Source organism: Rubellimicrobium rubrum (genome assembly GCF_006152115.1).
Classification (GTDB): Bacteria; Pseudomonadota; Alphaproteobacteria; order Rhodobacterales; family Rhodobacteraceae; genus Rubellimicrobium; species Rubellimicrobium rubrum.
This window is the reverse complement of sequence record NZ_VDFU01000002.1, coordinates 282,278-304,703: the sequence shown is the minus strand read 5'-3', so window position 1 is coordinate 304,703 and position 22,426 is coordinate 282,278. Positions and strand designations below refer to the sequence as shown.

17 protein-coding genes are annotated in these 22,426 nt (G+C 69.0%); 13 read left to right on the top strand and 4 right to left on the bottom strand.

Annotation, left to right across the window (positions count from 1 at the left end):
* Positions 1–81: 81 nt before the first annotated feature.
* Together FHG66_RS03010 and FHG66_RS03005 are read right to left on the bottom strand one after the other, a co-directional pair.
* Positions 82–477, bottom strand: coding sequence for a response regulator (locus tag FHG66_RS03010; protein WP_218013781.1), 396 nt, complete (start codon positions 475–477; stop codon positions 82–84).
* A gap of 33 nt (positions 478–510) precedes the next feature.
* The gene (locus FHG66_RS03005) at positions 511–5,544 is read right to left on the bottom strand and encodes a PAS domain-containing protein (RefSeq protein WP_176556104.1); all 5,034 of its coding nucleotides are present in this window, start codon (positions 5,542–5,544) and stop codon (positions 511–513) included.
* A 270-nt stretch (positions 5,545–5,814) separates the two neighbouring features.
* Between FHG66_RS03005 and FHG66_RS03000 the strand changes: the two genes are divergently transcribed.
* The 5 genes from FHG66_RS03000 to speB all read left to right on the top strand — a co-directional run bounded on the left by FHG66_RS03000 (position 5,815) and on the right by speB (position 10,770).
* Positions 5,815–6,885 carry a type III polyketide synthase gene (locus FHG66_RS03000; RefSeq protein WP_139075197.1) on the top strand — a complete coding sequence of 357 codons (1,071 nt, stop codon included), beginning with the start codon at positions 5,815–5,817 and terminating at the stop codon, positions 6,883–6,885.
* Positions 6,882–7,595, top strand: a complete 714-nt coding sequence (locus FHG66_RS02995; RefSeq protein WP_218013780.1) for a methyltransferase domain-containing protein — start codon at positions 6,882–6,884, stop codon at positions 7,593–7,595. The genes FHG66_RS03000 and FHG66_RS02995 overlap by 4 nt, the downstream gene beginning before the upstream one ends.
* Positions 7,595–8,707 (top strand): NAD(P)/FAD-dependent oxidoreductase, encoded by a 1,113-nt coding sequence (locus tag FHG66_RS02990; RefSeq protein ID WP_139075196.1) that lies wholly within the window; start codon positions 7,595–7,597, stop codon positions 8,705–8,707. The genes FHG66_RS02995 and FHG66_RS02990 overlap by 1 nt, the downstream gene beginning before the upstream one ends.
* A gap of 100 nt (positions 8,708–8,807) precedes the next feature.
* Entirely contained in the window at positions 8,808–9,662 is an 855-nt protein-coding gene (locus tag FHG66_RS02985) for a DUF6544 family protein (RefSeq protein WP_139075195.1), read from the top strand.
* A gap of 151 nt (positions 9,663–9,813) precedes the next feature.
* Positions 9,814–10,770, top strand: coding sequence for an agmatinase (gene speB / locus FHG66_RS02980; RefSeq protein WP_139075194.1), 957 nt, complete (start codon positions 9,814–9,816; stop codon positions 10,768–10,770).
* Between the two features lie 62 nt (positions 10,771–10,832).
* On the opposite strand, the gene FHG66_RS02975 is transcribed toward speB, so the two are convergent.
* Positions 10,833–11,594, bottom strand: coding sequence for an SDR family NAD(P)-dependent oxidoreductase (locus FHG66_RS02975; RefSeq protein ID WP_139075193.1), 762 nt, complete (start codon positions 11,592–11,594; stop codon positions 10,833–10,835).
* Positions 11,595–11,862: 268 nt separating this feature from the next.
* Between FHG66_RS02975 and FHG66_RS02970 the strand changes: the two genes are divergently transcribed.
* The 3 genes from FHG66_RS02970 to FHG66_RS02960 all read left to right on the top strand — a co-directional run bounded on the left by FHG66_RS02970 (position 11,863) and on the right by FHG66_RS02960 (position 16,539).
* Positions 11,863–12,585, top strand: a complete 723-nt coding sequence (locus tag FHG66_RS02970) for a Crp/Fnr family transcriptional regulator (protein ID WP_139075192.1) — start codon at positions 11,863–11,865, stop codon at positions 12,583–12,585.
* Between the two features lie 174 nt (positions 12,586–12,759).
* Positions 12,760–13,500 (top strand): Crp/Fnr family transcriptional regulator, encoded by a 741-nt coding sequence (locus FHG66_RS02965; protein WP_139075191.1) that lies wholly within the window; start codon positions 12,760–12,762, stop codon positions 13,498–13,500.
* Positions 13,501–13,632: 132 nt separating this feature from the next.
* Positions 13,633–16,539: an MASE1 domain-containing protein gene (locus tag FHG66_RS02960; protein ID WP_139075190.1), complete on the top strand. Its 2,907-nt coding sequence runs from the start codon at positions 13,633–13,635 to the stop codon at positions 16,537–16,539.
* 73 nt (positions 16,540–16,612) lie between these two features.
* On the opposite strand, the gene FHG66_RS02955 is transcribed toward FHG66_RS02960, so the two are convergent.
* Complete coding sequence (locus FHG66_RS02955) at positions 16,613–18,145, bottom strand: aldehyde dehydrogenase (NADP(+)) (RefSeq protein ID WP_139075189.1); 1,533 nt, start codon at positions 18,143–18,145, stop codon at positions 16,613–16,615.
* 473 nt (positions 18,146–18,618) lie between these two features.
* Here FHG66_RS02955 and FHG66_RS02950 point away from each other — a divergent pair, with 473 nt between their 5' ends.
* The 5 genes from FHG66_RS02950 to cysT all read left to right on the top strand — a co-directional run bounded on the left by FHG66_RS02950 (position 18,619) and on the right by cysT (position 22,420).
* Entirely contained in the window at positions 18,619–18,840 is a 222-nt protein-coding gene (locus tag FHG66_RS02950; protein ID WP_139075188.1) for a DUF1127 domain-containing protein, read from the top strand.
* Positions 18,841–18,970: 130 nt separating this feature from the next.
* On the top strand, positions 18,971–19,744 hold the full coding sequence (locus FHG66_RS02945; protein WP_139075187.1) for an L-iditol 2-dehydrogenase: 774 nt from the start codon (positions 18,971–18,973) through the stop codon (positions 19,742–19,744).
* Positions 19,745–19,823: 79 nt separating this feature from the next.
* Positions 19,824–20,273: an Rrf2 family transcriptional regulator gene (locus FHG66_RS02940; protein ID WP_139075186.1), complete on the top strand. Its 450-nt coding sequence runs from the start codon at positions 19,824–19,826 to the stop codon at positions 20,271–20,273.
* Positions 20,274–20,582: 309 nt separating this feature from the next.
* Positions 20,583–21,572, top strand: a complete 990-nt coding sequence (locus tag FHG66_RS02935) for a sulfate ABC transporter substrate-binding protein (RefSeq protein ID WP_139075231.1) — start codon at positions 20,583–20,585, stop codon at positions 21,570–21,572.
* Positions 21,569–22,420, top strand: coding sequence for a sulfate ABC transporter permease subunit CysT (cysT, locus tag FHG66_RS02930; RefSeq protein ID WP_139075185.1), 852 nt, complete (start codon positions 21,569–21,571; stop codon positions 22,418–22,420). Before FHG66_RS02935 ends, cysT begins: the two co-directional genes overlap by 4 nt.
* Positions 22,421–22,426: the final 6 nt, after the last annotated feature.

The following is a 22,426-nucleotide window of genomic DNA, read 5'->3' as shown; positions in this document are numbered from 1 at the left end:
CTGGCTCAGTGGTTGGAGCCTGCGGGAAGGCCACTAGGCGAAGGTGAAGCCCCGCAGATCACGCCGCCGACGCTCCCCGTCTCAGTAAAGGTGGAAGGCCAAGGGCAGACGGTTCTGGACGCCGGAGCCGTGCAGGACGCTTTCGGCGACCTTGATGGCTGCGGCCAGGGTCCGATCCGTGATCGGCTTGTGTAGGCAGCCCAAGGCCAGGGAGCGACCCTTCTCGTGCGGACAGTTTCCGGTCGCGAACAGCACGGGGATGCCTAGCCGGTTCAAGGCCTTGGCGACGTCGAGACCGCTTGTCCCCTGGGTGAGCTGGATGTCCACCAGCGCCAGGTCAGGGCGCTCCGCCGTCGCGGCGGCGACGGCCGAGTCGAGATCGTCGGCCAGCGCGACCGCCTCGTGGCCCGCCAGCGTCAGCATGGCCTCGATCTCCATGGCGACCAGCGCCTCGTCCTCAACGATCAGTACTCGCAACACATCTCTCCATCGGCCGGCCCGGTCGGCCTTTCAGGCACTGAACGGCACGTTGATGACAAAGGTAGCTCCGGGGCCGTGGGACGCCACCTCAAGGGTTCCGCGCACCTGCCGGACCAGCGCCGTGACGATCTTCATGCCCAAGCCGACTGACCTTGCAGGGTCGAACCCCTCTGGCAGTCCAACGCCGTCATCGGCCACCTCGATCCGCGCGCCGTTCGCGGTGCGACAAAGTGCGACCAAAAGGCAACCCTTCTCGCGTCCGGCAAAGGCATACTTCACCGTGTTGGTGACCAGCTCGCTCACCACGAGGGCCAGCGGCACCGCTTGCTGCAGGGGCACCACGACGTCGGCCTCCACCTCGGCCCGCAGCGTCACGCGGTCGTCCGAGCCCAGGGAGCGGAGGGTCTCGGCCGCCATGTCGCGAAGGTACTCACCGAAATCGACGCGGTCGTGCTGGCTCGTGGAATACAGCCGCTGGTGCATGGAGGCCACCACGGACAGCCGGCCGCGCGCCTCGAGCAGCGCCTGGCGAAGTTGCACGTCCTTGGCCTGCCCGGCCTGAAGCATCAGGAGCGACGTCACCAGCTGAAGGCTGTTCTTCACCCGGTGATTGACCTCGTGCAGCAGCACCTCCTTGGCGGCCAGCGCTTCGGCCAGCTCGGCCTCGGTGCGCTTGCGGTCCTCGATGTCCGTGCAGGTTCCCATCCAGCGGACGATCGCGCCGGCCTCGTTTCGCACGGGGAGGGCACGTCCAAGGACCCAACGATAGGCCCCCGAACGGTGCCGCAGCCGGTACTCGACCTCGTAAAGCTCCCCGGTAAGGAGGCTTTGACGCCACCGCGACCAGGCCTCCTCGCGGTCGTCGGGGTGGAACATGTCGCTCCAGCCCTCGCCGTCGGTCGATCCCGGCGGAGTGCCGGTGAACTCGTACCAGCGGTCGTTGTAGAAGTCGTGGTAGCCGTCGGGCAGGGCGGACCAGACCATCTGCGGCATGGCGTTGGCCATGGTCCGGAACTTTGCCTCGGACTCGGCCAGGGCGGTTCGGGCCGCGATGTCCGCCGCGATCCCGCGCGCCTCGATGACCGTTCCGACCGTCCGGCCGTCTCCGTCCTGGATCGGCGAGGCGGTGAAGCCTACCGGGTAGAAGCTGCCGTCGCGGTGGACGAACACCTCCTCGCCCTGGGTGTGGTGGTTCTCGGGAAAGGCCCGGTCGATCGGGCAATCCTCAAGGGGATAGTGCGTCCCGTCCGGCCGGGTGTGATGCACCACGTCGTGCAGCGGACGGCCCTTCATCTCCTCGAACCGGTAGCCGGTCAGCGCTTCGGCGGCGGCGTTGGCGAAGGTGCAGTGCTGATGATCGTCCATCAGGAACACCGCCATGGTCGTGTTGTTGAGCACCGCGTCGAGCTGCCGCGAGGTCTCGCGCAGACGCTCCTCGGTGGCGTGCCGTTCGTGAATGTCGACAGCCACGCCGACCCAGCGGGCCACGCGGCCCCCTTGGTCGCGCAAGGCCAGGCCGCGGGCCAGATGCCAGCGGATGGCCCCGTCGGCGGCGCGGCGGAAGGGGATCTCCACTTCGTAGTCGCCCTTGCTGGCGACCGCCTCCGCAAAGGCCCGGGCCACCCGCTCACGGTGCTCGGGGTCGATCGCGCGCAGCCAGCCCTGGCCCATCGTGTCCGAGAGGGACAGGCCCGAAAAGTCGGTCCATTGCGGATTCACATAGGTGATGGAGCCCCGGGCGTCGCTGAACCAGACGATCTGGGGCGACACCTCGACGAGCGCGCGGTAGCGGGCTTCGCTGTCGCGGAGCCGGTCCTCGGCCAGATGCTCCTCGGATACATCGCGGGCGATCGCCAGGAGCTTTTCCGGCAAGCCGTCGGCGCCGAGGATAGGGGTCACCACGACGTCCCAATACCGGGGTGTGCCCTTGTGGGTCGGGCTGGCTCCCCGGAAGCGCCCGGTGCGCCCTTGCCGCGCCTCGTCGAGCGCCAGGAGCGCGCCTCCCTGAGCTTCCCCTTGCCAAGAGTCGGGCCAGGAGGCGCCCCGGATCGCGGCGAAGTCGTCCACCTCCATGGCGCTGAGACCACCCGAGCTCATGCTCTCGAGACGGCCCTCGAGCGACAGCACGCTGATGCAGTCGCCGGAGCTGTCGAGGATGCGGCGGTTAAACTCGAGAGCGGCGCGCAGCGCTTCCTCGGCCTTCTTGGACTGGGTCACATCCGTCGAAACGCCGATCAGGCCGGTGACCACGCCCGTCTCGTCCCGCATCGGCGACTTGGTGGACCGGAAGATGCGCGTTCCTCCATCGGGTGAGGTGAAGCGCTCCTCGATGACGCGCGTCTCGCCGGCGGCGATGACCTCGGCATCCGCGGCGGCGATGGCCTCGGACTCGGCGGGGGCGGCGTGATAGTCGCGTTCCGAGCGGCCCAGCACCTCTTCGGCGGGGCGGCCGATCACCCGCAGCGTGGCGGGATTGGCATACAGCAGGCGGCCCTGCCGGTCCTTGACGAAGATGAGGTCGGGCGTCGTCTCCCCCACCGCCGACAGCAGCGCGGTCGCACGCTCCCTGTCCTCCTCGGCCCGCTTCTGGATGGATATGTCGACGAAGGTGACGAGCACCCCGTCCGCGCAGCCCTCGCCGCCCCGGTAGGGCAGGACGCGGCGCAGGAACCAGCGTCCGTCGGCATGGCGGGCCAGATGCTCCAGCGGCTCGGATTGGGCGGCGACCTCGCTGAAGGGTGGCAGGTCGGGCAGGTCGGGAAGGCGGCTGCGAAGCTCGTCCAGCGACCGGCCGGCGTCGGTCGGGCGCAGGTTGTAGATCTCGACCGCGGCAGGCGTGAAGCTGCGGACGAGCCCTTCGCGATCAAGGAACACCGTCGCGATCTGCGTCGACCGCAGGAGGTTCTCGAGGTCGGCGTTCGCTTGCTCCAGTTGCCGGTTGGCGGCCTGCACGTCCTCCTTGGAGGACTCCAGCTCCTCGTTGGCGCTTTGCAGCTCCTCGTTCATCGAGAGGAGCTCTTCGTTCGAGGATTTCAGCTCCTCGTTGGCAGCCTCCTGATCCTGCGCCGCCCGCTCGACCTCCTCGCGCGCACGAGCCAATTCGCGCTCCAGTGTCTCGATCAGGGCTTCGGCATCGGGCCGGCCGGGTCCGGCCTCGCCCTGGGCACGGCTGGCCGGATCGCCCAGATCCTCGAAGACGACCATGTAGAGTCCTTCGCCATGCCCCAGCTCGGGCATGGGCTGGACCGTGAGGCGCAGGCGCGCGGGCCCCTCGGAGGTCTGCACGGAGGGCAGTTCGTGCACGACCATGCGCCGCCGTTGCACGGCCTGCCCAAGCGCGGAGCGCAGGCCCGCCGACAGGCCGCGCCGCGCCATCCGCGTCACGGTGCCAGAGAAGCTGCCGACCGGGGGCTGGAGATACTTGTCCACGCCTTCCGACAGGTGAACGACCTGCCCTTGGTCCGACACGATGGCGTAGCGCGGCGCGAACTCTGCCAGCAGGATCCGCTGGGCAATGGCGCCCAGGTCGGGCTCGGCCATCTGGTCCGGTCCACGGAAGCCCGGCATGCCCGACCCGCCGAAGTCGCGCAGGTCGCCCAGCGGCGATCGGACCTCCTTGCGCTGTGCGAGCCGGCTCCGGGCCTCGACGGCGCGGAAGAGTTCCCCCTGTCCGGCCAGGCTTTCCGAGGAGCCGAGAAAAAGGTAGCCGCCCGGTTTCAGGGCATAATGAAAGACGGGGAACAGCTTCTTCTGGAGGTGCGGCCCCAGGTAGATGAGAAGGTTCCGGCACGAGATCAGGTCGAGCCGCGAGAAGGGCGGGTCCGAAATGAGGTTGTGCGCGGTAAACACGCACATTTCGCGCAGGTCCGCGCTGACCTGATAGCGGCGGCCCTTGCGGACGAAGAAGCGGGCCAGCCGCTCGGGGCTCATCTGGGCGGCGATGCCCTGCGGATAGCTGCCGCGTCGCGCCGTCGCCAGCGCCCGTTCATCGATGTCCGTGGCGAAGACCTGCACGCGGGGCGGGGACGCCAGCCCTTCCAAGGCTTCGCAGACCAGCATGGCGATGCTGTAGGCCTCCTCGCCGGTGGCGCAGCCCGGCACCCAGATCCGCAACTCGTCGGCCTGGGCCCGCCCGGTCAGCAGAGGGGCCAAGACCTTGGCAGCCAGGGCATCGAAGGCGTCGACGTCACGAAAGAACGCCGTGACCCCGATCAGGAGTTCGCGGAACAGCGTCCGCACCTCGCCGTCGTCCTCCAGCCGGTCGAGGTAGTCCGCGATCCCCGCGATCTGGAGGACCTGCATCCGCCGTTCGATCCGCCGCACGAGGGTGGTCGACTTGTAATGGCGGAAATCGTTCCCGGTGGCGCGGCGAAGCAGGTCGCAGACCTGGGGCAGCGCGGCATGCACCTCCCGGTGGCGGGCGACGCCGTCCGCCCCCGATGGCAGCCGATGCACATGCGCCGCGTAGGCCATCAGCGTCCGGGCGAGATCCTCGGGCGGCAGCACGTGATCGCACATGCCGGTCGCCGCCGCATGGCCCGGCATCTCGGGCTGGGTGGCCGTGTCGGGCTGCTGCGCCATGGCCAGGCCCCCGGCGGCGGCGATCGCCTCCAATCCCAGCGCGCCGTCCGAGCCAAGGCCCGACAGGACGACGCTAACGGCACAGGATCCCGCATCCTCGGCCAGGGACCGGAACAGGCGGTCGATGACGGTGCGCCGCTCTTCGGGGGTACGGACCGGACGGAGCACGAACCGGCCTTCCTTGAGCCGCGCCACATGGCCCGCGGGCACGACATGCAGGCGATCCGGCTCGGCCACCGCGCCATCGGTCGCCATCTGCACGGGCATCGCCAGGAGGGGCTGCAGCGCATCCGGCAGCAGGCCATCCTCGCCCGCAACCGTATGCTGCCCCAGGACGAAGGCGGCGCCTGACCGGGCGGGGAGCCCGGCGAACAGCGTCCGGAGCGCGGCGAGCCCCCCGGCCGACGCTCCGATGCCCACGACAAGGTGCCGCGAGACCTCGGAGGCCGACACCCCTGGCAGTTGGTGAGCAGAAAGGTTCATGACCCGACCTTTGGCGCGGCACGCGCCTGACTGAACAGCATTGGCCGATCCGCCGCAAGCACCGGGACCCCCGACAACACGTCCCGCCCGAGGCGGAGTGCCAGCGGAAGCTGCGCCCATCGGCCCTGTTTCGGGCTCAAGGCCGCCCCGATCCCGGGCAGGCGCTCCTCCGCCACGAGTCCGTGATCCGATTTGCTTGGCATGCCGGCGCCGCTAGCTGCCCAGAAGCGAGCAATCCGACGGGCGGGGGCCGCCAATGGGGCGAAATCAATGAGCGTTTTCCTGAACCGCATCTCCACGGCCGTTCCGCCGAACGATGTCCACGGCGCCTTCGTGGACTTCGCCGCCGGTCTGCTGGAGGGGGAGCGGAGCGCGCCCGTGTTCGACCGGCTGGTCAAGCGCAGCCAGATCGACCATCGCTGGTCGGTCCTGACGCTGGCCGACCGGGGCCGCTCGGCCATCGCAGGCAACGAGGAGGTGTACCGCCGCGGCTCGTTCCCCTCGACCGCCGAGCGGATGCGCCTGTTCGAACGTTTTGCCGTCGATCTGGCTCAACGGGCCGTGGATGGGCTCGACCTCGGGGATCGGGTCGGGGACGTCACCCATGTGATCGCGGTTTCCTGCACGGGACTGGTCGCGCCGGGGATCGACCTGCAACTCATCGAGCGCTGCGGCCTGAACCCGTCCGTGGAACGGACGGTGGTGGGCTTCATGGGCTGCTACGCCGCCATCAACGCGCTCAAGCTCGCGCGCCATATCGTCCGTTCGGAGGAAGGGGCCCGCGTGCTGATCGTGTCGGTCGAGCTGTGCACGCTACACCTGCAGGAAACCAACGACCTGGAAAAGGTGCTGAGCTTCCTGATCTTCGGCGACGGCTGCGCGGCAGCCCTTGTCACCTCGGACCCCGTCGGCCTGTCGCTCGACCGCTTTCATGCGGCGCTGCTGCCCGAGGCCGCCGACCAGATCACCTGGCGCGTGGGAGACCACGGCTTTGACATGCACCTGTCGGGCCAGGTGCCCGGTTCGGTGGGCGAGGCGCTGCGACGCGGGCGCGAGACCATCCTGCATGGCACCGCGATCGAGGAGATCGACCTGTGGGCCGTCCATCCAGGCGGGCGCACCATCCTTGACGCCGTGCAGGGTGCGCTGGACCTGGAGCCGCAGGCCCTGGCCACCTCGCGCGAGGTGCTGCGCAGCTTCGGGAACATGTCGTCGGCCACGGTCCTGTTCGTGCTGGAGCGCCTGATGAAAGGGGCCAACCCCGGCGACCGGGGCTGCGCGATGGCCTTCGGGCCGGGCCTGACCGCCGAGACGCTGCTTTTCACCGCCGCCGCGGCATGATGCGCGACCTGTCGGCGCGGTCCTCCGAGCCCGAGCTCATGGACGCGGAGGACACCGACTACGAAACCTTCCGGGACTGCCTGCGCGATCTGGCGCGGGTCAATGTCCTGTCGGCGGGCTACCGGCCGACGCTGGCCTTCCTTGATGGGCTGCGTCGGCAGGGGCGGCTCGAGGTAGGCCGGCCTGTCGAGATCCTGGATGCGGGCAGCGGCTACGGGGATCTCCTGCGGGTGGTGGACCGCTGGGCCCTGAGGCACGGGATCGAGGTCCGGCTCACGGGGGTGGACCTCAACCCGTGGTCCGCCCGCGCGGCGCGCGAGGCCACGCCCGAAGGGCGGCCGATCCGGTGGGTGACCGGGGACATCTTCGACCAGGACCGACAGGCGGACGTGATCCTGAGCTCCCTGTTCACGCACCATCTCGACGACGCGCTGGCGGTCCGCTTCCTGCGCTGGATGGAAACGCGCGCCGGGATCGGGTGGTTCGTCAACGACCTCCATCGGCATGCGCTGCCCCATTCCACCTTCGGTACGCTGGCGGCGGCGCTACGCCTGCACCGCTTCGTGCGCCATGACGGGCCCGTCTCCTTTGCGCGCGCCTTCGTGCCGGGGGACTGGCACAGGCTCCTTGCGGAGGCCGGCATCCCCGAGGCCGAGGTGCGCCGCTGGTTCCCCTTCCGGCTGTGCGTCAGCCGGATCAGGTCCGCCTGATGCGCGAGGTCATCGTCATTGGCGGCGGGCTGGCCGGGGCGGCGATGGCCACGCACCTTGCGCAGGCGGGGCGCGATGTCGTCCTCCTGGAACGCAGCGCCGGACCGCACGACAAGGTCTGCGGCGAGTTCCTGAGCTTCGAAGCCCAAGAGGAGCTGACCCGGCTCGGCATCGACCTCCGGGGTCTGGGGGCCGCGCCGATCGACACCGTTGCGGTCCGGCGCGGACGGTCGTGCCACGAGACCCTGCTCGGGTTCGAGGCGCTGAGCCTGTCGCGCCGCATTCTCGACGAAGCGTTGCTCGGACGAGCCGTCCAGGCTGGGGCCGAGGTGCTGCGCGGGGCCCGCGCCACCACGGCGGCGCGCGACGGCACGGGATGGGCGGTCGGAATGGATGGCGGTGCCGCGCTGCGGGGGCGGCATCTGGTCCTGGCCACGGGCAAGCACGACCTGCGGGGTTGGCAGCGCCCGCCCGGACGGCAGCCGGACCTCATCGGCCTCAAGATGTACTGGCGGATGCTTGGGGGCCGGGTTCTGAGCGGTCGGGTCGAACTGCACCTATTTCCGGGTGGCTATGCCGGGATCGAGATGGTCGAAGGCGGCCGTGCCAACCTCTGCCTCGTGGTCCGCGAGGCCGCTTTCGCCGCCCTCGGCCGCCGCTGGGACGCGCTGCTGGAGCACCTTCTCCAAAGCTGCCCGGGTCTTGCCTCGCTCCTGGCTGGGGCCGCCCCCTGCGAGGAAAAACCTCTGGCCGTGGCCCGCATTCCCTATGGCCTCGTGCAGGAACGTAGCGACGGTCCTTGGCGCCTCGGCGATCAGGCGGCCGTGATCCCGTCCTTTACCGGCGAGGGGATGTCGATCGCGCTCCACAGCGCGCGTCTCGCGGCCACCTGCCTCGCTGACGGACAGGGGCCCGAAGCGTTCCAACGCCGCCTGGCCACGGATCTGCGGCAGCAGGTGGGCCGCAGTACCCTGGCGTCCAAGGCGCTCGTGGCGCCGCTGTCCCAGGCCCTGGCGGGGCGGCTGCTGACCCCGACGCTCCTGCGCTGGGTGTTGCATGGAACGCGCATCCCGGATCGCGCGAGGGGCACCTTGGCCGATCGGGCCGCCTGATCCACATCAAGGCGGCGACCTCGCGGTAGGAGCGATGGTGGGGCACCGGTGGCCGGGTGTTCAAGCTGGCCGCCGAGTTCGATCCTGAGGAGAGGCTCCGATGAAAACGCGCATCCTTGTTTCCTTGGCAGCCCTGGCCACGATAGGCGTAGCCACGGCCGCGCTGGCCCTGCGTCCGGGCGCAAGCCTGTCCGCCGAGTTCGAACGCCGCCTCGCCACGCTGGAGCCCGGTCCCGAAGGCCCGCCCCTGACCCAGGCCGATCTGGCGCACCTGCCCGCGCCCGTGCAGCGGTGGCTGCGGCGCGCGGGGGTGGTGGGCCATCCCCCGGCGACGCTGGTGCACACCACCTTCGATGCGACGCTTTACCGGGCGCCGGGCGGTGCCGGCATGTCGGGTCTGGCGCATCAGGTGGACGTGCTGGACCCGCGGCGCCGGCTTTACTTCATGACCACCTGGATGAACGGCCTGCCAGTCGCGGTTCTCCACGACTATGAGCCGGACATGGCGGGGATGCAGGTGCGCGCGGCACGTCTGGTCGACGTCGTGAACCTGTCAGGCGCGGACTTTGCCCGCATCGAGACCGTGACCTTCCTCAACGATCTGTGCGCCTTCGCGCCCTCTGCCCTTGTACGGCCCGAGTTCGCCTGGACGCCCATCGACGACACCCGGGCGGCCGTGGCCTACACGGTCGGACCCCACACCGTCACCGCCACGCTGGTCGTCAATGAGGCGGGCGACCTCGTGGACTTCATCTCGGACGACCGCGCCGACGTCTCGGCCGATGGCAGCCCCAAGGCCATGCGCTGGACCACGCCGCTGTCGGAGCACCGCGACCTCGACGGGCGGCGCGTGCCCGGCCGGGGCGAGGCGATCTGGCACCGCGAGGACGGCCCCTTCACCTATGGTCGCTTCACGGTGCGAGAGGTAACGTTCAACCGGCGTCAGGAGGGGTGAAGCGTCCGCCTTTGCTGGACCGGGGCGGCCTGACCTCCGAAGCAGGTCGGGCCATCCCAAGCGGTCGCGGCGTTGGTCACTGGCGTCTGGCCAGTGCAACGCGTCGGCGGGCCGGGTATGTGAGCCAGGAGTATCAGCAGGACGAGCCATCATGAACCCAGCCTTTCACCAGCCCGTCGACGCGGCCCAGGTTCCGCGCTTCGCGGGCCTGTCCACCTTCATGCGGCTCCCGGCCGTGACGTCGCCCGCGGGCCTCGACATCGCTCTCGTGGGCATCCCGTGGGACGGTGGCACCACCAACCGGGCGGGCGCGCGCCACGGCCCGCGCGAGATGCGCAACCAGTCGAGCCTGATGCGCCGGGTCCACCCCGTGACCAAGGCTGCGCCCTTCAGCCTGGCCAACGTCGCGGATCTGGGGGACGTGTCGGTGAACCCGATCGACCTTTTGGATGGGCTGGCTCGGATCGAGGCCGGGATCGCCGAGATCGTGGCCGCAGGGGCGATCCCGCTCTGTGCCGGGGGCGATCACCTGACTACCCTGCCGGTGCTGCGGGCCGTGGCCAAGGCACGGCCGGTGGGCCTGATCCACTTCGACGCTCATTCCGACACCAACGACACTTATTTCGGCAACAACCCCTACACCCACGGCACGCCCTTTCGCCGCGCCATCGAGGAAGGGCTCCTCGATCCCAAGCGGGTCGTGCAGATCGGCATCCGCGGCTCCATCTACGAGCCCGACGAGCATGGCTGGGCGCGCGAGCAGGGCATCCGGATCATCACCATGGAAGAGTTCGTCCAGCGCGGTCCCTCCGACGTCATGGCCGAGGCGCGCGCGATCGCGGCGGACCAGCCGACCTATGTGACCTTCGACATCGACAGCCTCGACCCTTCCATGGCGCCGGGCACCGGCACGCCGGAGATCGGCGGCTTCACCACGCGTGAGGCGCAGGCGATGCTGCGGCTTCTGGGCGGCGTGGACGTCGTCGGCGCCGATGTCGTGGAGGTCTCGCCGCCCTTTGACGTGGGTGGCATGACGGCGCTGGCGGGCGCCACCATGATGTTCGAGTTGCTGTGCGTGATGGCCGGCACATTGGCCCGGCGGCGCTGAGGCATCGGGGGAAGGCGTCGCGGCAACGGACCGACGCCTTCCCGCCCTGACGCCCTAGCGCCCTAGCGCAGGGTGTAGCCCCCGTCGATCGTCACGACGCTGCCGGTCATGTAGCTGGACGCATCGGTGCACAGGAACAGCGCCAGCGCCGCGACCTCTTCCACGGTGCCTGCGCGGCGCATGGGCGTCATGTCCGTCCAGACCTTGGCCCATTCGGGGTTGGCGAAGCCGCCTTCGGTCATCGCGGTGATGATGTAGCCGGGGGCAATGGCGTTCACCCGGATGTTGTCCCCGGCCAGATCGCTCGCCAAGCTCTTGGACAGCATGTGCACCGCCGCCTTGGAGGCGTTGTAGGCCGACTGCTTCTGGGGGATGTTGCTGATCAGGCCCGAGATCGACCCGATGTTCAGCATCACGCCGCCGCCTTGGGCCTGCATGGGCCGGATCGCGGCGCGGCAGGCGCGGAACACGGAATCGAAGTTGATGCCCATCATCCGGTCGAGCCGGTCGTCGTCGAAATCCTCGGTCGCGCCATGGTCGGCGATGCCCGCGTTGTTCACCAGGATGTCGAGCCGCCCATGGTCCCGCACCACGCCGGACACCAGCGCCTCGGCCGCGCCCTGCTCCAGAAGGTCGGCCGCACGGTATTCGACCTCATGCCCTTCGGTCCTGAGGCTGTCGGTGCCCCCCGGGTCGGTGCGGGCCGACACGACGACGCGCGCTCCGGCCTCGGCCAGGGCTCGGGCGATGCCAAGGCCGATGCCCCGCGTGCCACCCGTCACCAGCGCGACTTTTCCGTCGGCGCGAAACCGTTCGATGATCATTCCGTCCCTCCCTGGACTGCTTCCCCACAGGACTGCACCGTGACCGTCGCCGCGCCCGGCATCAAGGTGTCCCGGCGTCCTGCCGGCGTCTTCCCCAAGGAACGCAGCCCGATGGAAGGATCCGTCCTGCCATGGTGGAAGCCAGGCCTGGCAGCCATATCTTGCACCACCAACAGAACACAGAGGGACACCTGCGGCGCTGACGAGGCGCCGGGGCGAACGTGGAGGACGCGCCGTGGAGGATCGATCCCCAGGCACGGAAAGCGGCATGGCCCAGCCGTCCGGCAACCGGTTCATCGACGCTTTGCGGCCCGAGGACCGGGCGCTGCTGCAGGACCACCTGTCGCGTGTGCGTCTGTCCCGCCGGGAGATCCTGCACCAGCCGGGGGAGAACATCCGCTGGGTGCATTTCCCTTGCGACCGCGCCATGGTCGCCCTGCTCGTCGTGATGCCGGACGGCCGCGTCGTCCAGGTCGGCCTGACGGGATGCGAGGGGGTCGTGGGCGGGGTTGTCACCCAGGAGCCCCGGCCCGCCTTCACGCGCGCCGCCGTCCAGATCCCCGGCGAGGCTTGGCGCATCGACGCGGCGGCGCTCGGGGTGGCCCGGGCCCGGTCCGTTACCCTCGCCGAGGCCTTTGCGCGTCATGCCGACTGCCTGCTGGCGCAACTTCTCCAGACGATGGCCTGCAGCGCGTTGCACAGCCTGGAGCAGCGGATGGCAGGTCGCCTAATCGAGATACAGGACCGTCTTGACGATGCCGAGCTGCCGCTGACCCAGGAGGAGCTGGGCGAGATGCTGGGGGTGGGCCGCACCTATGTGAGCAAGACCGCCGGATCGTTTCAGGCCCGTGGTTTGATCGGTTACAGCCGGGGCCGGATTCGCGTCCAGGACCGGGCCGCGCTGCGGGCCTTGTCCTGTGCCTGCCATGATTCGATTCGGGACCATTTCGAACGGCTTCTGCCGGGCGTGCATCCAGCAGCCCGGGACTGAGGCCTTGGGTCTGCCAAGATCAATTGCGCCTTATGTCTACTTGTAGACAGACACAGTCGAGCCTCCAAAGTAACCGTGCGGCAGGGGATGGCGGGTCCGGACGAATCCGGCGCGTCCGTGCGAAAAGGGGCGGGCGCAGCAATGACAGGGGGTGGACGATCGGCACGCGCAGGCATGACCGAGGACCGGAGCCAATCGGGCAACCGGCTCATCGCCGCTCTGCGGGACGAAGATCGCGCTCTCTTGGCCCCAAACCTCGTGCCCGTCGCCCTGCCACGAGGGACCGTGCTGTTCGAGGCCGGGGACGATGTCACGGCCTGCCACTTCCCCTGCGGCCCGGCCCAGGTGTCGCTGATCGTCGCCCGTCCCGACGGCGCGGTGGCGGAAACCGCGACCGTGGGACGTGAGGGCGCCATCGGAGGAATCGTGTCCCTGGGCCACAAGCCGGCCTTTGCGCGCGCCGTCGCCCGGATCGGCGGCCCGGCGCTGCGGATCGACACCGACCGGCTCGAGGAGATCAAGGCCCGGTCCGCCGCGTTCCGCGACACCATGGCCCGCTATTCGGATTGCCTGCTCGCGCAGGTGCTCCAGTCGGTGGCCTGCAACGTGCTGCACAGCGCCGAGTTGCGGCTTTGCCGCTGGCTGCTGACGGCCCAGGACCGTGTGGGCAGCGACCAGATTCCCCTGACGCAGGAGCTTTTGGCCGAGATGCTGGGGGTGCAGCGGACCACGGTGACCACCGTGGCGACGTCGCTCCAGGCGCGGGGCCTGATCGCGTATTCGCGCGGGCGCATCACCGTGGCGGATCGCCTGGCGCTCGAGGCAGCCGCCTGCGACTGCCATTCCGCTCTTGTCGAGCATTTCGACCGCGTCCTTCCGGGAGTGTATCCGGCCTTCGGGCGCCCCACCGCATGAACTGGATGAAACAACTTAACGCTAGAGCGTTCTGCTCCGTAGGCAAGGGTAGCGTGTTAAGGTTGTGTGAATCGGACTCGGGCTCGCCAGACAGGCGCTGTCCCGGGAACGGACAAGGGTAAGGGTGCGGGCATGACGGAAGCCGCGGCCAAGGCGCGAGCCGAGAGCGAACTCGAGGCGAGCCTGATCCTCTTGGTCGCCGGGGTGTACTTCGCCGCCTCCCTTCTGAGCCTCCTGTTCGTCGAGCGTGTGGGCGGCGTCGCGGCTTTGTGGCCGGCGGCGGGCGTGGGCCTCGCGCTGTTCCTGCGGCTGCCGCGCTCCCGATGGGCTTCTTGCGCCCTGGGTGTCATCATCGGCAACATCGGGGCCAACCTCCTGGCCGGGGCCAGCTTGTCGGCCAGTGTGGGGTTCGCACTGGTGAACGTGGTCGAGCCGATGGCTGCCGCCCTGCTCCTTGGTGCGTTGCTGGGCAAGGCCGCCACACGGCCCACTTCCCTGCGCGAGGTGGTGCTGTTCGCCAGCGCTCCTCTCGCTCTGGTCTATGCTCCGGCAGCCTTGATCGGCGCCGCCGTGACCTCGCCGGGGCTTGGGAACGCGCTGCCCCCCTGGGAGCTGTGGCGGGTGTGGTTCCTGGCGGATGCGATGGGCATGGCCGCCATCACGCCTCTGATCCTGGCCGTCTGGTCCGGACCCGAGTTGCCCAGCCGCGCGCCGGCTCAGATCTGCGAGGGGGTTCTCACGATCTGCCTTCTGACCGCAGCCACGGCCCTGGCGTTCGATCTGGTCGGCACGCGGGACGCGATTCCGGACGCCTTCGCCCTGGCGTTGCTGATGGCGCTGCTGCCGCTCGCGCTGCTGCGGCTGCCCCGCTGCGGCAGCGCCCTGATTGCAGCCGTCGTGGCCGGCGGCGCCCTTTGGGGCACCGGTCACGGCCACGGTCCGTTCGTGATGCCAAACGTGGCGGCGGCGGACCGGCTTCTTGCGGCGCAGCTGTTCGGCGGGATCGTGGTGCTCCTGTCGCTCGGGATTGGAGCGGCCGGACCATCCGGGGCCAGGGCCAAGCACAGACCCTCCGCACGGGGCGGACCCGTGGAGCCTTCGTCGCCTGTGCTCCGGCCCGGGGACATGCGCCAGCGAGCCTTGGCCATCGCGCTCCTTGGCGTTGGCTATTACGCACTGGCCGAGTTCGGCCAGATCTGGAGCAGCTATCAGGGCAGCGCATCTCCGGTCTGGCCCGCGGCGGGCGTGGCCTATCTGGGCGTGCTGCTGCTGGGCGGCTGGGCGTGTCCCGCCATCGCCCTGGGGTGCTGGGCCGTTCTGGCGACCTCGGGGATATCCGGCGGAGCGGCGCTCGCGATCGCGTCGGGCAGCGCCTTTGCCGCCTTTCTGTCGGCCGAAATGGGCCGGCAATGGCTGCGGCAGCCATTCGGCGTCGAGGCCAGCGACGATCTGGGGCGCCTCATGGCGATCTTTGTGCTGGGGGCGGGCCTGTCCGCGACCGTCGGCACCATCGCCCTGACCTGGGCCGATCCCCTGGCCTTGAGCCTGGCCGCCTCCGTGTGGTTCAACTGGTGGGTGGGTGACGTCATCGGGCTGCTGACGGTCGTGCCTCTCGTCCTGTGGGGGCGGGCGCTCCCGGCGCGCTGGCGCAGCGCCGCTGGCCATCCCGACTGCGTGATTCTGGCGGTCCTATGCGTAGCGGCCGTGGCCTTGGGGCTTTGGCTGAACGCGCGGACGGGTGTGTACCATTTCGTCCTTCCGGGCTTCGTGATGGCGGCGGTCGTATTCCAGCGGGCCGGGGCGGCGCTGGCGGGCGTCGTGGTCGCGGCGGGCACCCTTGCCATCGTAACCGCCACCGCTCCGGCCGCGACGCTGGGCGCGGAAACCGCCAAGAGCCAGCTTTTCGTTCTCGTCGTCCTGGCGACGGTGTACCTCGTCGCGACCCTGCTGTCGGAAAGAGACCTTGCCCAGGCGCTGCGGGCCGCCGAGGCCGAGGCCCAGAAGGCCGCTGTTCGGGCCCGCGAGGCAGAGGCCCGCATGCGCCGGGTGCTGTCGGGCGCCAACGCCGGTTGCTGGCAGGTCCGCCTCGATCCGTTCGCCATCTTCTGGGACGAGGGATGGCGGGATCTTTACGGCTTCGATCCCGATGAGGAACCCAGCCAAGGGGCGTGGCTCGCCCGCCTCCATCCCGAGGACCGGCTCCGGATCGAGACCGAGCTGCGCAACCCCTGGGACGACGGGATCGACACCTGCGTCCGCGAGTTCCGCGTCTTCCATCCCCAGCGGGGCGAGCGGTGGATCCATGACCGGATGCAGGTGGAGCGCGATGCCGGAGGCCGTCCGGTGGCCTACGGCGGCCTCGTTCTGGACGTGACGGATCGCAGGAAGGCCGAGGCGCAGGTCCAGCTCCTCCTGTCCGAGGTCAATCACCGGTCCAAGAATCTCCTGGCCGTGGTGCAGGCCGTGGCACGCCAGACCGCCGCCCGAAGCGGCCCCGAGGATTTCGCTCATCGCTTCGCCGAGCGTCTTGCTTCGCTGTCGGCCAGTCATGACCTCTTGGTGGAGCACCGCTGGCAGGGGATCGACCTAGCCGAGCTCATCCGGTCGCAACTGGCGCATTTCGCCGATCTGGTGGGGCAGCGCGTGCTTCTGTCTGGGCCGCCCCTGTTCCTGGCGCCGGCTGCCGCCCAGGCGATCGGCATGGCGCTTCACGAGTTGGCCACCAACGCCGGAAAATACGGGGCCCTGTCCAACGACGTGGGCCGCGTGCAAGTCCGCTGGGAGGTGAGAGGGGGCGCCGACGACCCGCAGGTCCATCTGAGCTGGCGCGAGGAGGGAGGACCGCCCGTCACCCCACCCGACCAGCAAGGCTTCGGCTCTACCGTCATGGTGCGCATGGTCGAGGCCTCCCTGGGCGGCATGGCACGGCTCGCCTATGCCCCCGAGGGGGTTTCGTGGTACGCCGAGGCTCCGGCCAGCCAAGTGCTGGGCACACCGCCCCAGGTCTCGGCCGCAGCCGACCCTGTCGGGGGCCACTGACCGCCGCGTCCGGCATGCAAAGGCCCGGACGCGGGGGCGTCCGGGCCTGACATTACAGCGGTGGTAACTGGGACTAGATCCCTTTCAGATCCTCAGGCAGCAGCTCCTCGGGCCAGTTCTGGAAGCAGACGGGCCGCAGCCAGCGCCGGATGGACAGCGTGCCGACCGAGGTCGCCCCGAAGTTGGTGGACGCGGGGTAGGGTCCGCCATGGACCATGGCATCCGCCACTTCCACGCCCGTCGGGAAGCCGTTGGCGAGAAGCCGTCCCGCCTTGCGCTCCAGCACCGGGGCCAGCTTGCGGGCCAGTCCGGCGTCGCCGCCGTCCATCTGGACCGTCACGGTGAGCTGCCCGTCCATGGCCTCGGCCACCTGCAGCATCTCGCCCTCGTCACGGGCGCGGACCAGCAGGCCCAGGGGCCCGAAGACCTCGTGCGCCAACTCGGGCTGCGCCAGGAAGTGCTCGCCCGAGACTTCGTAAAGGAAAGGCGTGGCGTTGCGGCCTGATGGCTCGCTGACATGCAGCGCCTTAACGCCCTGACCGCCGCCCACGCGCGCCGAGCCCTCGCGATAGGCTTGGGCGATTCCGTCCGTCAGCATGGTCTGGGCCTGTACGGCGGCCAGTGCCGTGACCGTCGCCTGGGCGAACGGCTCGGCCTCGGGGCCGTCGAGCATCACGGCGATGCCCGGATTGGTGCAGAATTGGCCCGCCCCCATGGTGAGCGACCCTGCCCAGCCCGACGCGATCTGCGCGCCACGCGCCGACAGCGCCTGCGGTAGCACGAACATCGGGTTGACCGAGCCCAATTCGCCGAAGAACGGGATCGGCTCGGGCCGGTTGGCGCACAGGTTGAACAGGGCGCGCCCGCCCGTCAGCGATCCGGTGAAGCCCACCGCGCGAATGAGCGGATGCTGCACCAGAGCCTCGCCGGTCTTGCGGTCGCCGCCCTGGATCAGGGAGAACACGCCGCGCGGCAGGTCCAGCGCCTCGATGGCGGCGAGGATGGCTTGGGCCACGATCTCGCCCGTGCCGGGATGGGCGGAGTGGCCCTTGACCACGACCGGGCAGCCCGCCGCCAGCGCCGACGCCGTGTCGCCCCCGGCCACCGAGAAGGCCAGCGGGAAGTTCGAGGCCCCGAAGACCGCGACCGGCCCGATGGGCATCTGCATGAGCCTGAGCTCGGGGCGGGGCAGGGGGGCGCGGTCGGGAAGCGCCGCGTCATGCCGCCGGTCGAGGTAGTCGCCCTTGCGGATGTGCTGCGCGAACAGCCGGAGTTGCCCCATCGTCCGTCCCCGTTCGCCATCGAGCCGGCCGGCGGGAAGCCCGGTTTCAAGGTGCCCAATCTCGGTGATGGCGGGGCCGCGCGCCTCGATCTCCTCGGCGATGCGTTCCAGGAACTGGGCCCGTGCCTCACGCGGGAGCGCCGAGTAGGCGGGGAAGGCGGCCTCGGCGGCCTGGACAGCCCGGTCCACCAGCGCAGGGCTGCCCACGGCGAAGTCCAGCCCTTCGCCGGTCCAGGGGGACGAACGGAAGGTGCCCTCGCCCGCGACCCATTCGCCCGCGATCAGATGGTGGCCCCGGAAGGGGGTGACGTTGCCGTCCGCCATGTCATGTCTCCGTGCTGTCATGTTCCCGGTCGCGCCCGTGTGACGAACCGGTCTCAGGGCGTCTATGTGGAGCAGCACGAACGCAAAGAGAAGCCTGTGCCGGGTCTTTCGGGTGCCGAATGCGCAGGCATGGACCCTCCGTAGTCCTCTGGGCCGTTCAGATGCCGCAGGAACTTGGCGTAGTGCGAAGGGAGCCAGGCCCTCGATACGTCGCCCCGAGGCGCCCCGTAGCAGGGGGGGCTGTCGGGCTGCATCCGTGCCGATCGGAATCGGGCCGCACCCTTGGGCCAGGCGTAGGCGGCCGGATATGGTTAAGAAATTCTTAAATCATCTCATGATCTTGCTGCATGGCAGCATTGAGCTGAACCGGGATTGTGCACCTGCAGCATTTCTTTATGTCCCTCCCCAGAGCGCACCAATGCCCCAGACATTCAGCCCGACCACAAGGGCGAGCAGCAGAAAGAAACGATGACATGGCCCACCTGACCGAAACCTCCCGCAGCTATTCCGACGCATCGCTCCTGAGCCGGCTGGGCACCCTGCCTTCGGAACTCGCCGATCGTTTCGCCCGTTTCCGCCGCTATCACGAGACGCTGAACGAACTCACCTCGCTGAGCGATCGCGATCTCGCGGATGTGGGGCTGCACCGGTCGCAACTGCGCGAGATCGCGGCCCAGGCAGCCTACGAGGCCTGATCCGTACCACCGATTGCGTCCCCGGCCGCTGACCCCCGGCCGGGGATCGGGCTACCCCGCATTGACCTCGGGGCTGCGCTCCTCCGATGGTCTGGCGCGCCAGCGTCAGCACGGGCTGTGGGGGAATGACATGAACCGACTAATGGGCAGGTCCGCCCTTATCACCGGAGCCGCCCGAGGCATCGGAGCGGCTTTTGCCGCCGCCTATGTGCGCGAAGGCGCAACGGTGGCCGTGGCGGACATCCTTCTGGACGAGGCGCAGGCAACGGCAGACAGGCTGGGCCCGTCGGCCCATGCCGTCCATCTGGACGTGACCCGCCAGGACAGCATCGACGCCGCCATCGCCTTGACCCGCGCCAGGGCCGGCGGGATCGACATCCTGGTCAACAACGCGGGCGTCTACGACATGGACCCCGTGTCCGCCATGACCCGCGCGAGCTTTGACCGGCTGCTGGCGGTCAACGTGGCGGGGACGCTGTTCACCCTGCAGGCTGCCGCGCGCGCCATGATCGCACAAGGCCGAGGCGGCAAGATCATCAACCTGTCGTCCCAGGCCGGCCGGCGCGGTGAGGCGTTGTCGCCCATCTACTGCGCCACCAAGGCGGCGGTCATCAGCCTTACGCAGTCGGCGGCGCTCGACCTTATCCGGCACCGAATCAACGTCAATGCCATCGCCCCCGGGGTCATCGACAGCGACATGTGGGACCACGTGGACGCGCTCTTTGCCCGGCACGAGAACCGGCCCCTTGGCGAGAAGAAGCGCCTCGTGGGCGAGGCCGTGCCCCAGGGGCGCATGGGCGTGCCCGAGGACCTGACGGGAATGGCCGTGTTCCTAGCCTCGCCAGAATCCGACTACGTGGTGGCCCAGACATTCAACGTCGATGGCGGCAACTGGATGAGCTGACGGGCCGGATCGTTCAGGAAACTCGCCATTCCGGGCAATGCTCGTTGAAGAAGCACCTATCTTCGGCTAGGCCCGATCCATGATCAGCCAGAAGATGAAGTACGCGCTCAAGGCTCTCATGGTCCTCGCCGACGAAAAGGAGGAGGGGGGACAGGCGCTGCGCATCGAGGAGGTCGCAAAGCGTGCAGGGGTCCCCAAGCGCTTTCTCGAACATATCCTTCTCGAGATCCGCAACTCCGGGGTCATCGCGTCGATTCGGGGACGGTCTGGCGGATACGTGCTGGTCAAGGACCCGGAAACCATCGCCCTGTCCGAGCTTCTCCGTCTGATCGACGGGCCGATGGCCCCGCTGCCCTGCCTGTCGCGCCGGAGCTACGAGCGCTGCGAGGACTGCGTGGACGAGGAAACCTGCCGCATCCGCAAGGTGTTCGCCGAGGTGTTCTGGAGCTACCTCGTTCTCATCGAGTCATTGACCTTGGCCGACATGCTGCGGTCCAATGACAAGGCCACGCAGGTTTTCGCTGCCTGACAGGCCATGGCCTGTTTCGGATAAGCCGCTGTCATCAAAGCATTATCACCGCAGCTTCGGCAGAGTTCCGCCCGCCTCATCAAATCACGACACGGACGAGCGTCTTTTCCGCTTGAAATAGACGACTAGCTCCGTCGATATTCAATGGGCCGCGATCAAGCGACCCCGGTTTATCGGCAGGAGATCCAGATGCCTTCTCGCTTCGCCAACCTCATCGGTCCCGCCGCTTCTGGCCGCTGCTCGGACCGGAACGGTGCTGGGCGTGTCTGCGTGGCCCATGGACGCGCCACGGACTTGGCGTCCTGGCGCATGGCCCTTGCTGGCGGCGTCCTGACCCTGGCAGGGGCGGTCCTGGCCCAGGAGGCCCGCGCCCAAGAACTCCTCAACGTCTCCTATGACCCGACCCGCGAGCTGTATCGGGAGATCAACGAAGCCTTCAGCGAATACTGGCAGACCCAGGGCAACGAGGCCGTGAACATCGAGCAAAGCCACGGTGGCTCGGGCGCGCAGGCCCGCGCGGTCATCGACGGCCTGGGCGCGGATGTCGTGACCCTGGCGCTGGCCTCGGACATCGACGCCATCGCACAGAACACCGACCTGATCCCCGACGACTGGCAGGCGCGCCTGCCGCACAACTCGTCGCCCTATACCTCCACGATCGTGTTCCTCGTCCGCGAGGGGAATCCCAAGGCCATCCAGGACTGGGGCGACCTTCTGCAGGAGGGGGTGGAGGTTATCACGCCCAACCCCAAGACGAGCGGAGGGGCGCGGTGGAACTACCTGGCCGCCTGGGCCTGGGCGGAGCGGAACGGGCAGGACCCACAGGCCTTCGTGGGTGAGCTTTATCGCCATGTCCCCGTGCTCGACTCGGGCGCGCGGGGCGCCACCACCACCTTTGCCCAGCGCGGCATCGGTGACGTCCTGCTGGCTTGGGAGAACGAGGCCTATCTCGCGCTCGAGGAGTTGGGCGAGGATCAGTTCGACATCGTCGTTCCCTCGGTGTCGGTGCTGGCCGAGCCGCCAGTCGCTGTGGTGGACGGCAATCTGGCCGACGACAATGAGCGGGCCTTGGCCGAGGCCTATCTCAACTTCCTTTACACTCCCGAGGCTCAGGCCATCGTTTATAAGAACTTCTACCGGGGCTGGGATACCTCGGCTGCCGACCCTGCCGACGTGGAGCGCTTTCCCGAGATCGAGCTTGTCTCCATCGAGGAGTTCGGCGGCTGGGCGCAGGTTCAGCCCGAGCATTTCGGCGATGGTGGCATCTTCGACCAGATCTACCAGGAGGGCAGTCAGTGAGCCGAACCGGAGCCTGGAGCCTCCGCGCCCCTTCCCCCCTGCCGGGGTGGGGGCTTTCGCTGGGAATCACCCTGACCCTGCTGTCCCTGGTGGTGCTTCTGCCCATCGGGGCCCTGCTCACTCGTGCGGCCGGCATCGGCCCGGCCGAGTTGTGGGCCACCATCGGTTCCGAGCGGGTGCTTTCGGCCCTGGCCCTGTCATTCCGGGCGGCGCTGATCGCGGCGCTGTTCAACCTCGTCTTCGGGCTGGCGCTCGCCTGGGTGCTGGTCCGCTATGACTTCCCGGGCCGCAAGCTCGTGGATGCGGCGGTGGACCTGCCCTTCGCGCTCCCGACGGCGGTGGCGGGCATCGCCCTCACTGCGCTGTACGCCCCGAATGGCATCCTTGGCGGCCCGATCCAGGACTGGTTCGGCTTCCGCGTCGCCTATACCGAGATCGGGATCTGGATCGCCCTCGTCTTTGTGGGGCTTCCTTTCGTCGTCCGGACCGTCCAGCCCGTCATTGCCGAGATCGAGCAGGAGGTCGAGGAAGCCTCGGCCACCCTCGGGGCCACGCGGCTCACCACATGGCGGCGGGTCATCCTGCCGATGCTCACCCCGGCGCTGCTGACGGGCTTCGCGCTCTCGCTCGCCCGCGCGGTGGGGGAATACGGGTCGGTCATCTTCATCGCCGGCAATCTGCCCTTCAAGACCGAGATCGCGCCCCTCCTGATCGTGATCCGGCTCGAGGAGTTCGACTACAATGGCGCGGTCGCTATCGCCCTCGCAATGCTCGCCATCTCCTTCGTCCTCCTGCTCCTCATCAACCTGATCCAGGTCTGGAGCCGTCGCCACACCGCCGGAGCCTGAGAGCCA

Bases quoted from the DNA above. Each gene is read 5' to 3' on its own strand.
- FHG66_RS03005 (WP_176556104.1), bottom strand. From the start codon at position 5,544: ATGAACCTTTCTGCTCACCAACTGCCAGGGGTGTCGGCCTCCGAGGTC.
- FHG66_RS03000 (WP_139075197.1), top strand. From the start codon at position 5,815: ATGAGCGTTTTCCTGAACCGCATCTCCACGGCCGTTCCGCCGAACGAT.
- FHG66_RS02995 (WP_218013780.1), top strand. From the start codon at position 6,882: ATGATGCGCGACCTGTCGGCGCGGTCCTCCGAGCCCGAGCTCATGGAC.
- FHG66_RS02990 (WP_139075196.1), top strand. From the start codon at position 7,595: ATGCGCGAGGTCATCGTCATTGGCGGCGGGCTGGCCGGGGCGGCGATG.
- FHG66_RS02985 (WP_139075195.1), top strand. From the start codon at position 8,808: ATGAAAACGCGCATCCTTGTTTCCTTGGCAGCCCTGGCCACGATAGGC.
- speB (WP_139075194.1), top strand. From the start codon at position 9,814: ATGAACCCAGCCTTTCACCAGCCCGTCGACGCGGCCCAGGTTCCGCGC.
- FHG66_RS02975 (WP_139075193.1), bottom strand. From the start codon at position 11,594: ATGATCATCGAACGGTTTCGCGCCGACGGAAAAGTCGCGCTGGTGACG.
- FHG66_RS02970 (WP_139075192.1), top strand. From the start codon at position 11,863: ATGGCCCAGCCGTCCGGCAACCGGTTCATCGACGCTTTGCGGCCCGAG.
- FHG66_RS02965 (WP_139075191.1), top strand. From the start codon at position 12,760: ATGACCGAGGACCGGAGCCAATCGGGCAACCGGCTCATCGCCGCTCTG.
- FHG66_RS02960 (WP_139075190.1), top strand. From the start codon at position 13,633: ATGACGGAAGCCGCGGCCAAGGCGCGAGCCGAGAGCGAACTCGAGGCG.
- FHG66_RS02955 (WP_139075189.1), bottom strand. From the start codon at position 18,145: ATGGCGGACGGCAACGTCACCCCCTTCCGGGGCCACCATCTGATCGCG.
- FHG66_RS02950 (WP_139075188.1), top strand. From the start codon at position 18,619: ATGGCCCACCTGACCGAAACCTCCCGCAGCTATTCCGACGCATCGCTC.
- FHG66_RS02945 (WP_139075187.1), top strand. From the start codon at position 18,971: ATGAACCGACTAATGGGCAGGTCCGCCCTTATCACCGGAGCCGCCCGA.
- FHG66_RS02940 (WP_139075186.1), top strand. From the start codon at position 19,824: ATGATCAGCCAGAAGATGAAGTACGCGCTCAAGGCTCTCATGGTCCTC.
- FHG66_RS02935 (WP_139075231.1), top strand. From the start codon at position 20,583: ATGGCCCTTGCTGGCGGCGTCCTGACCCTGGCAGGGGCGGTCCTGGCC.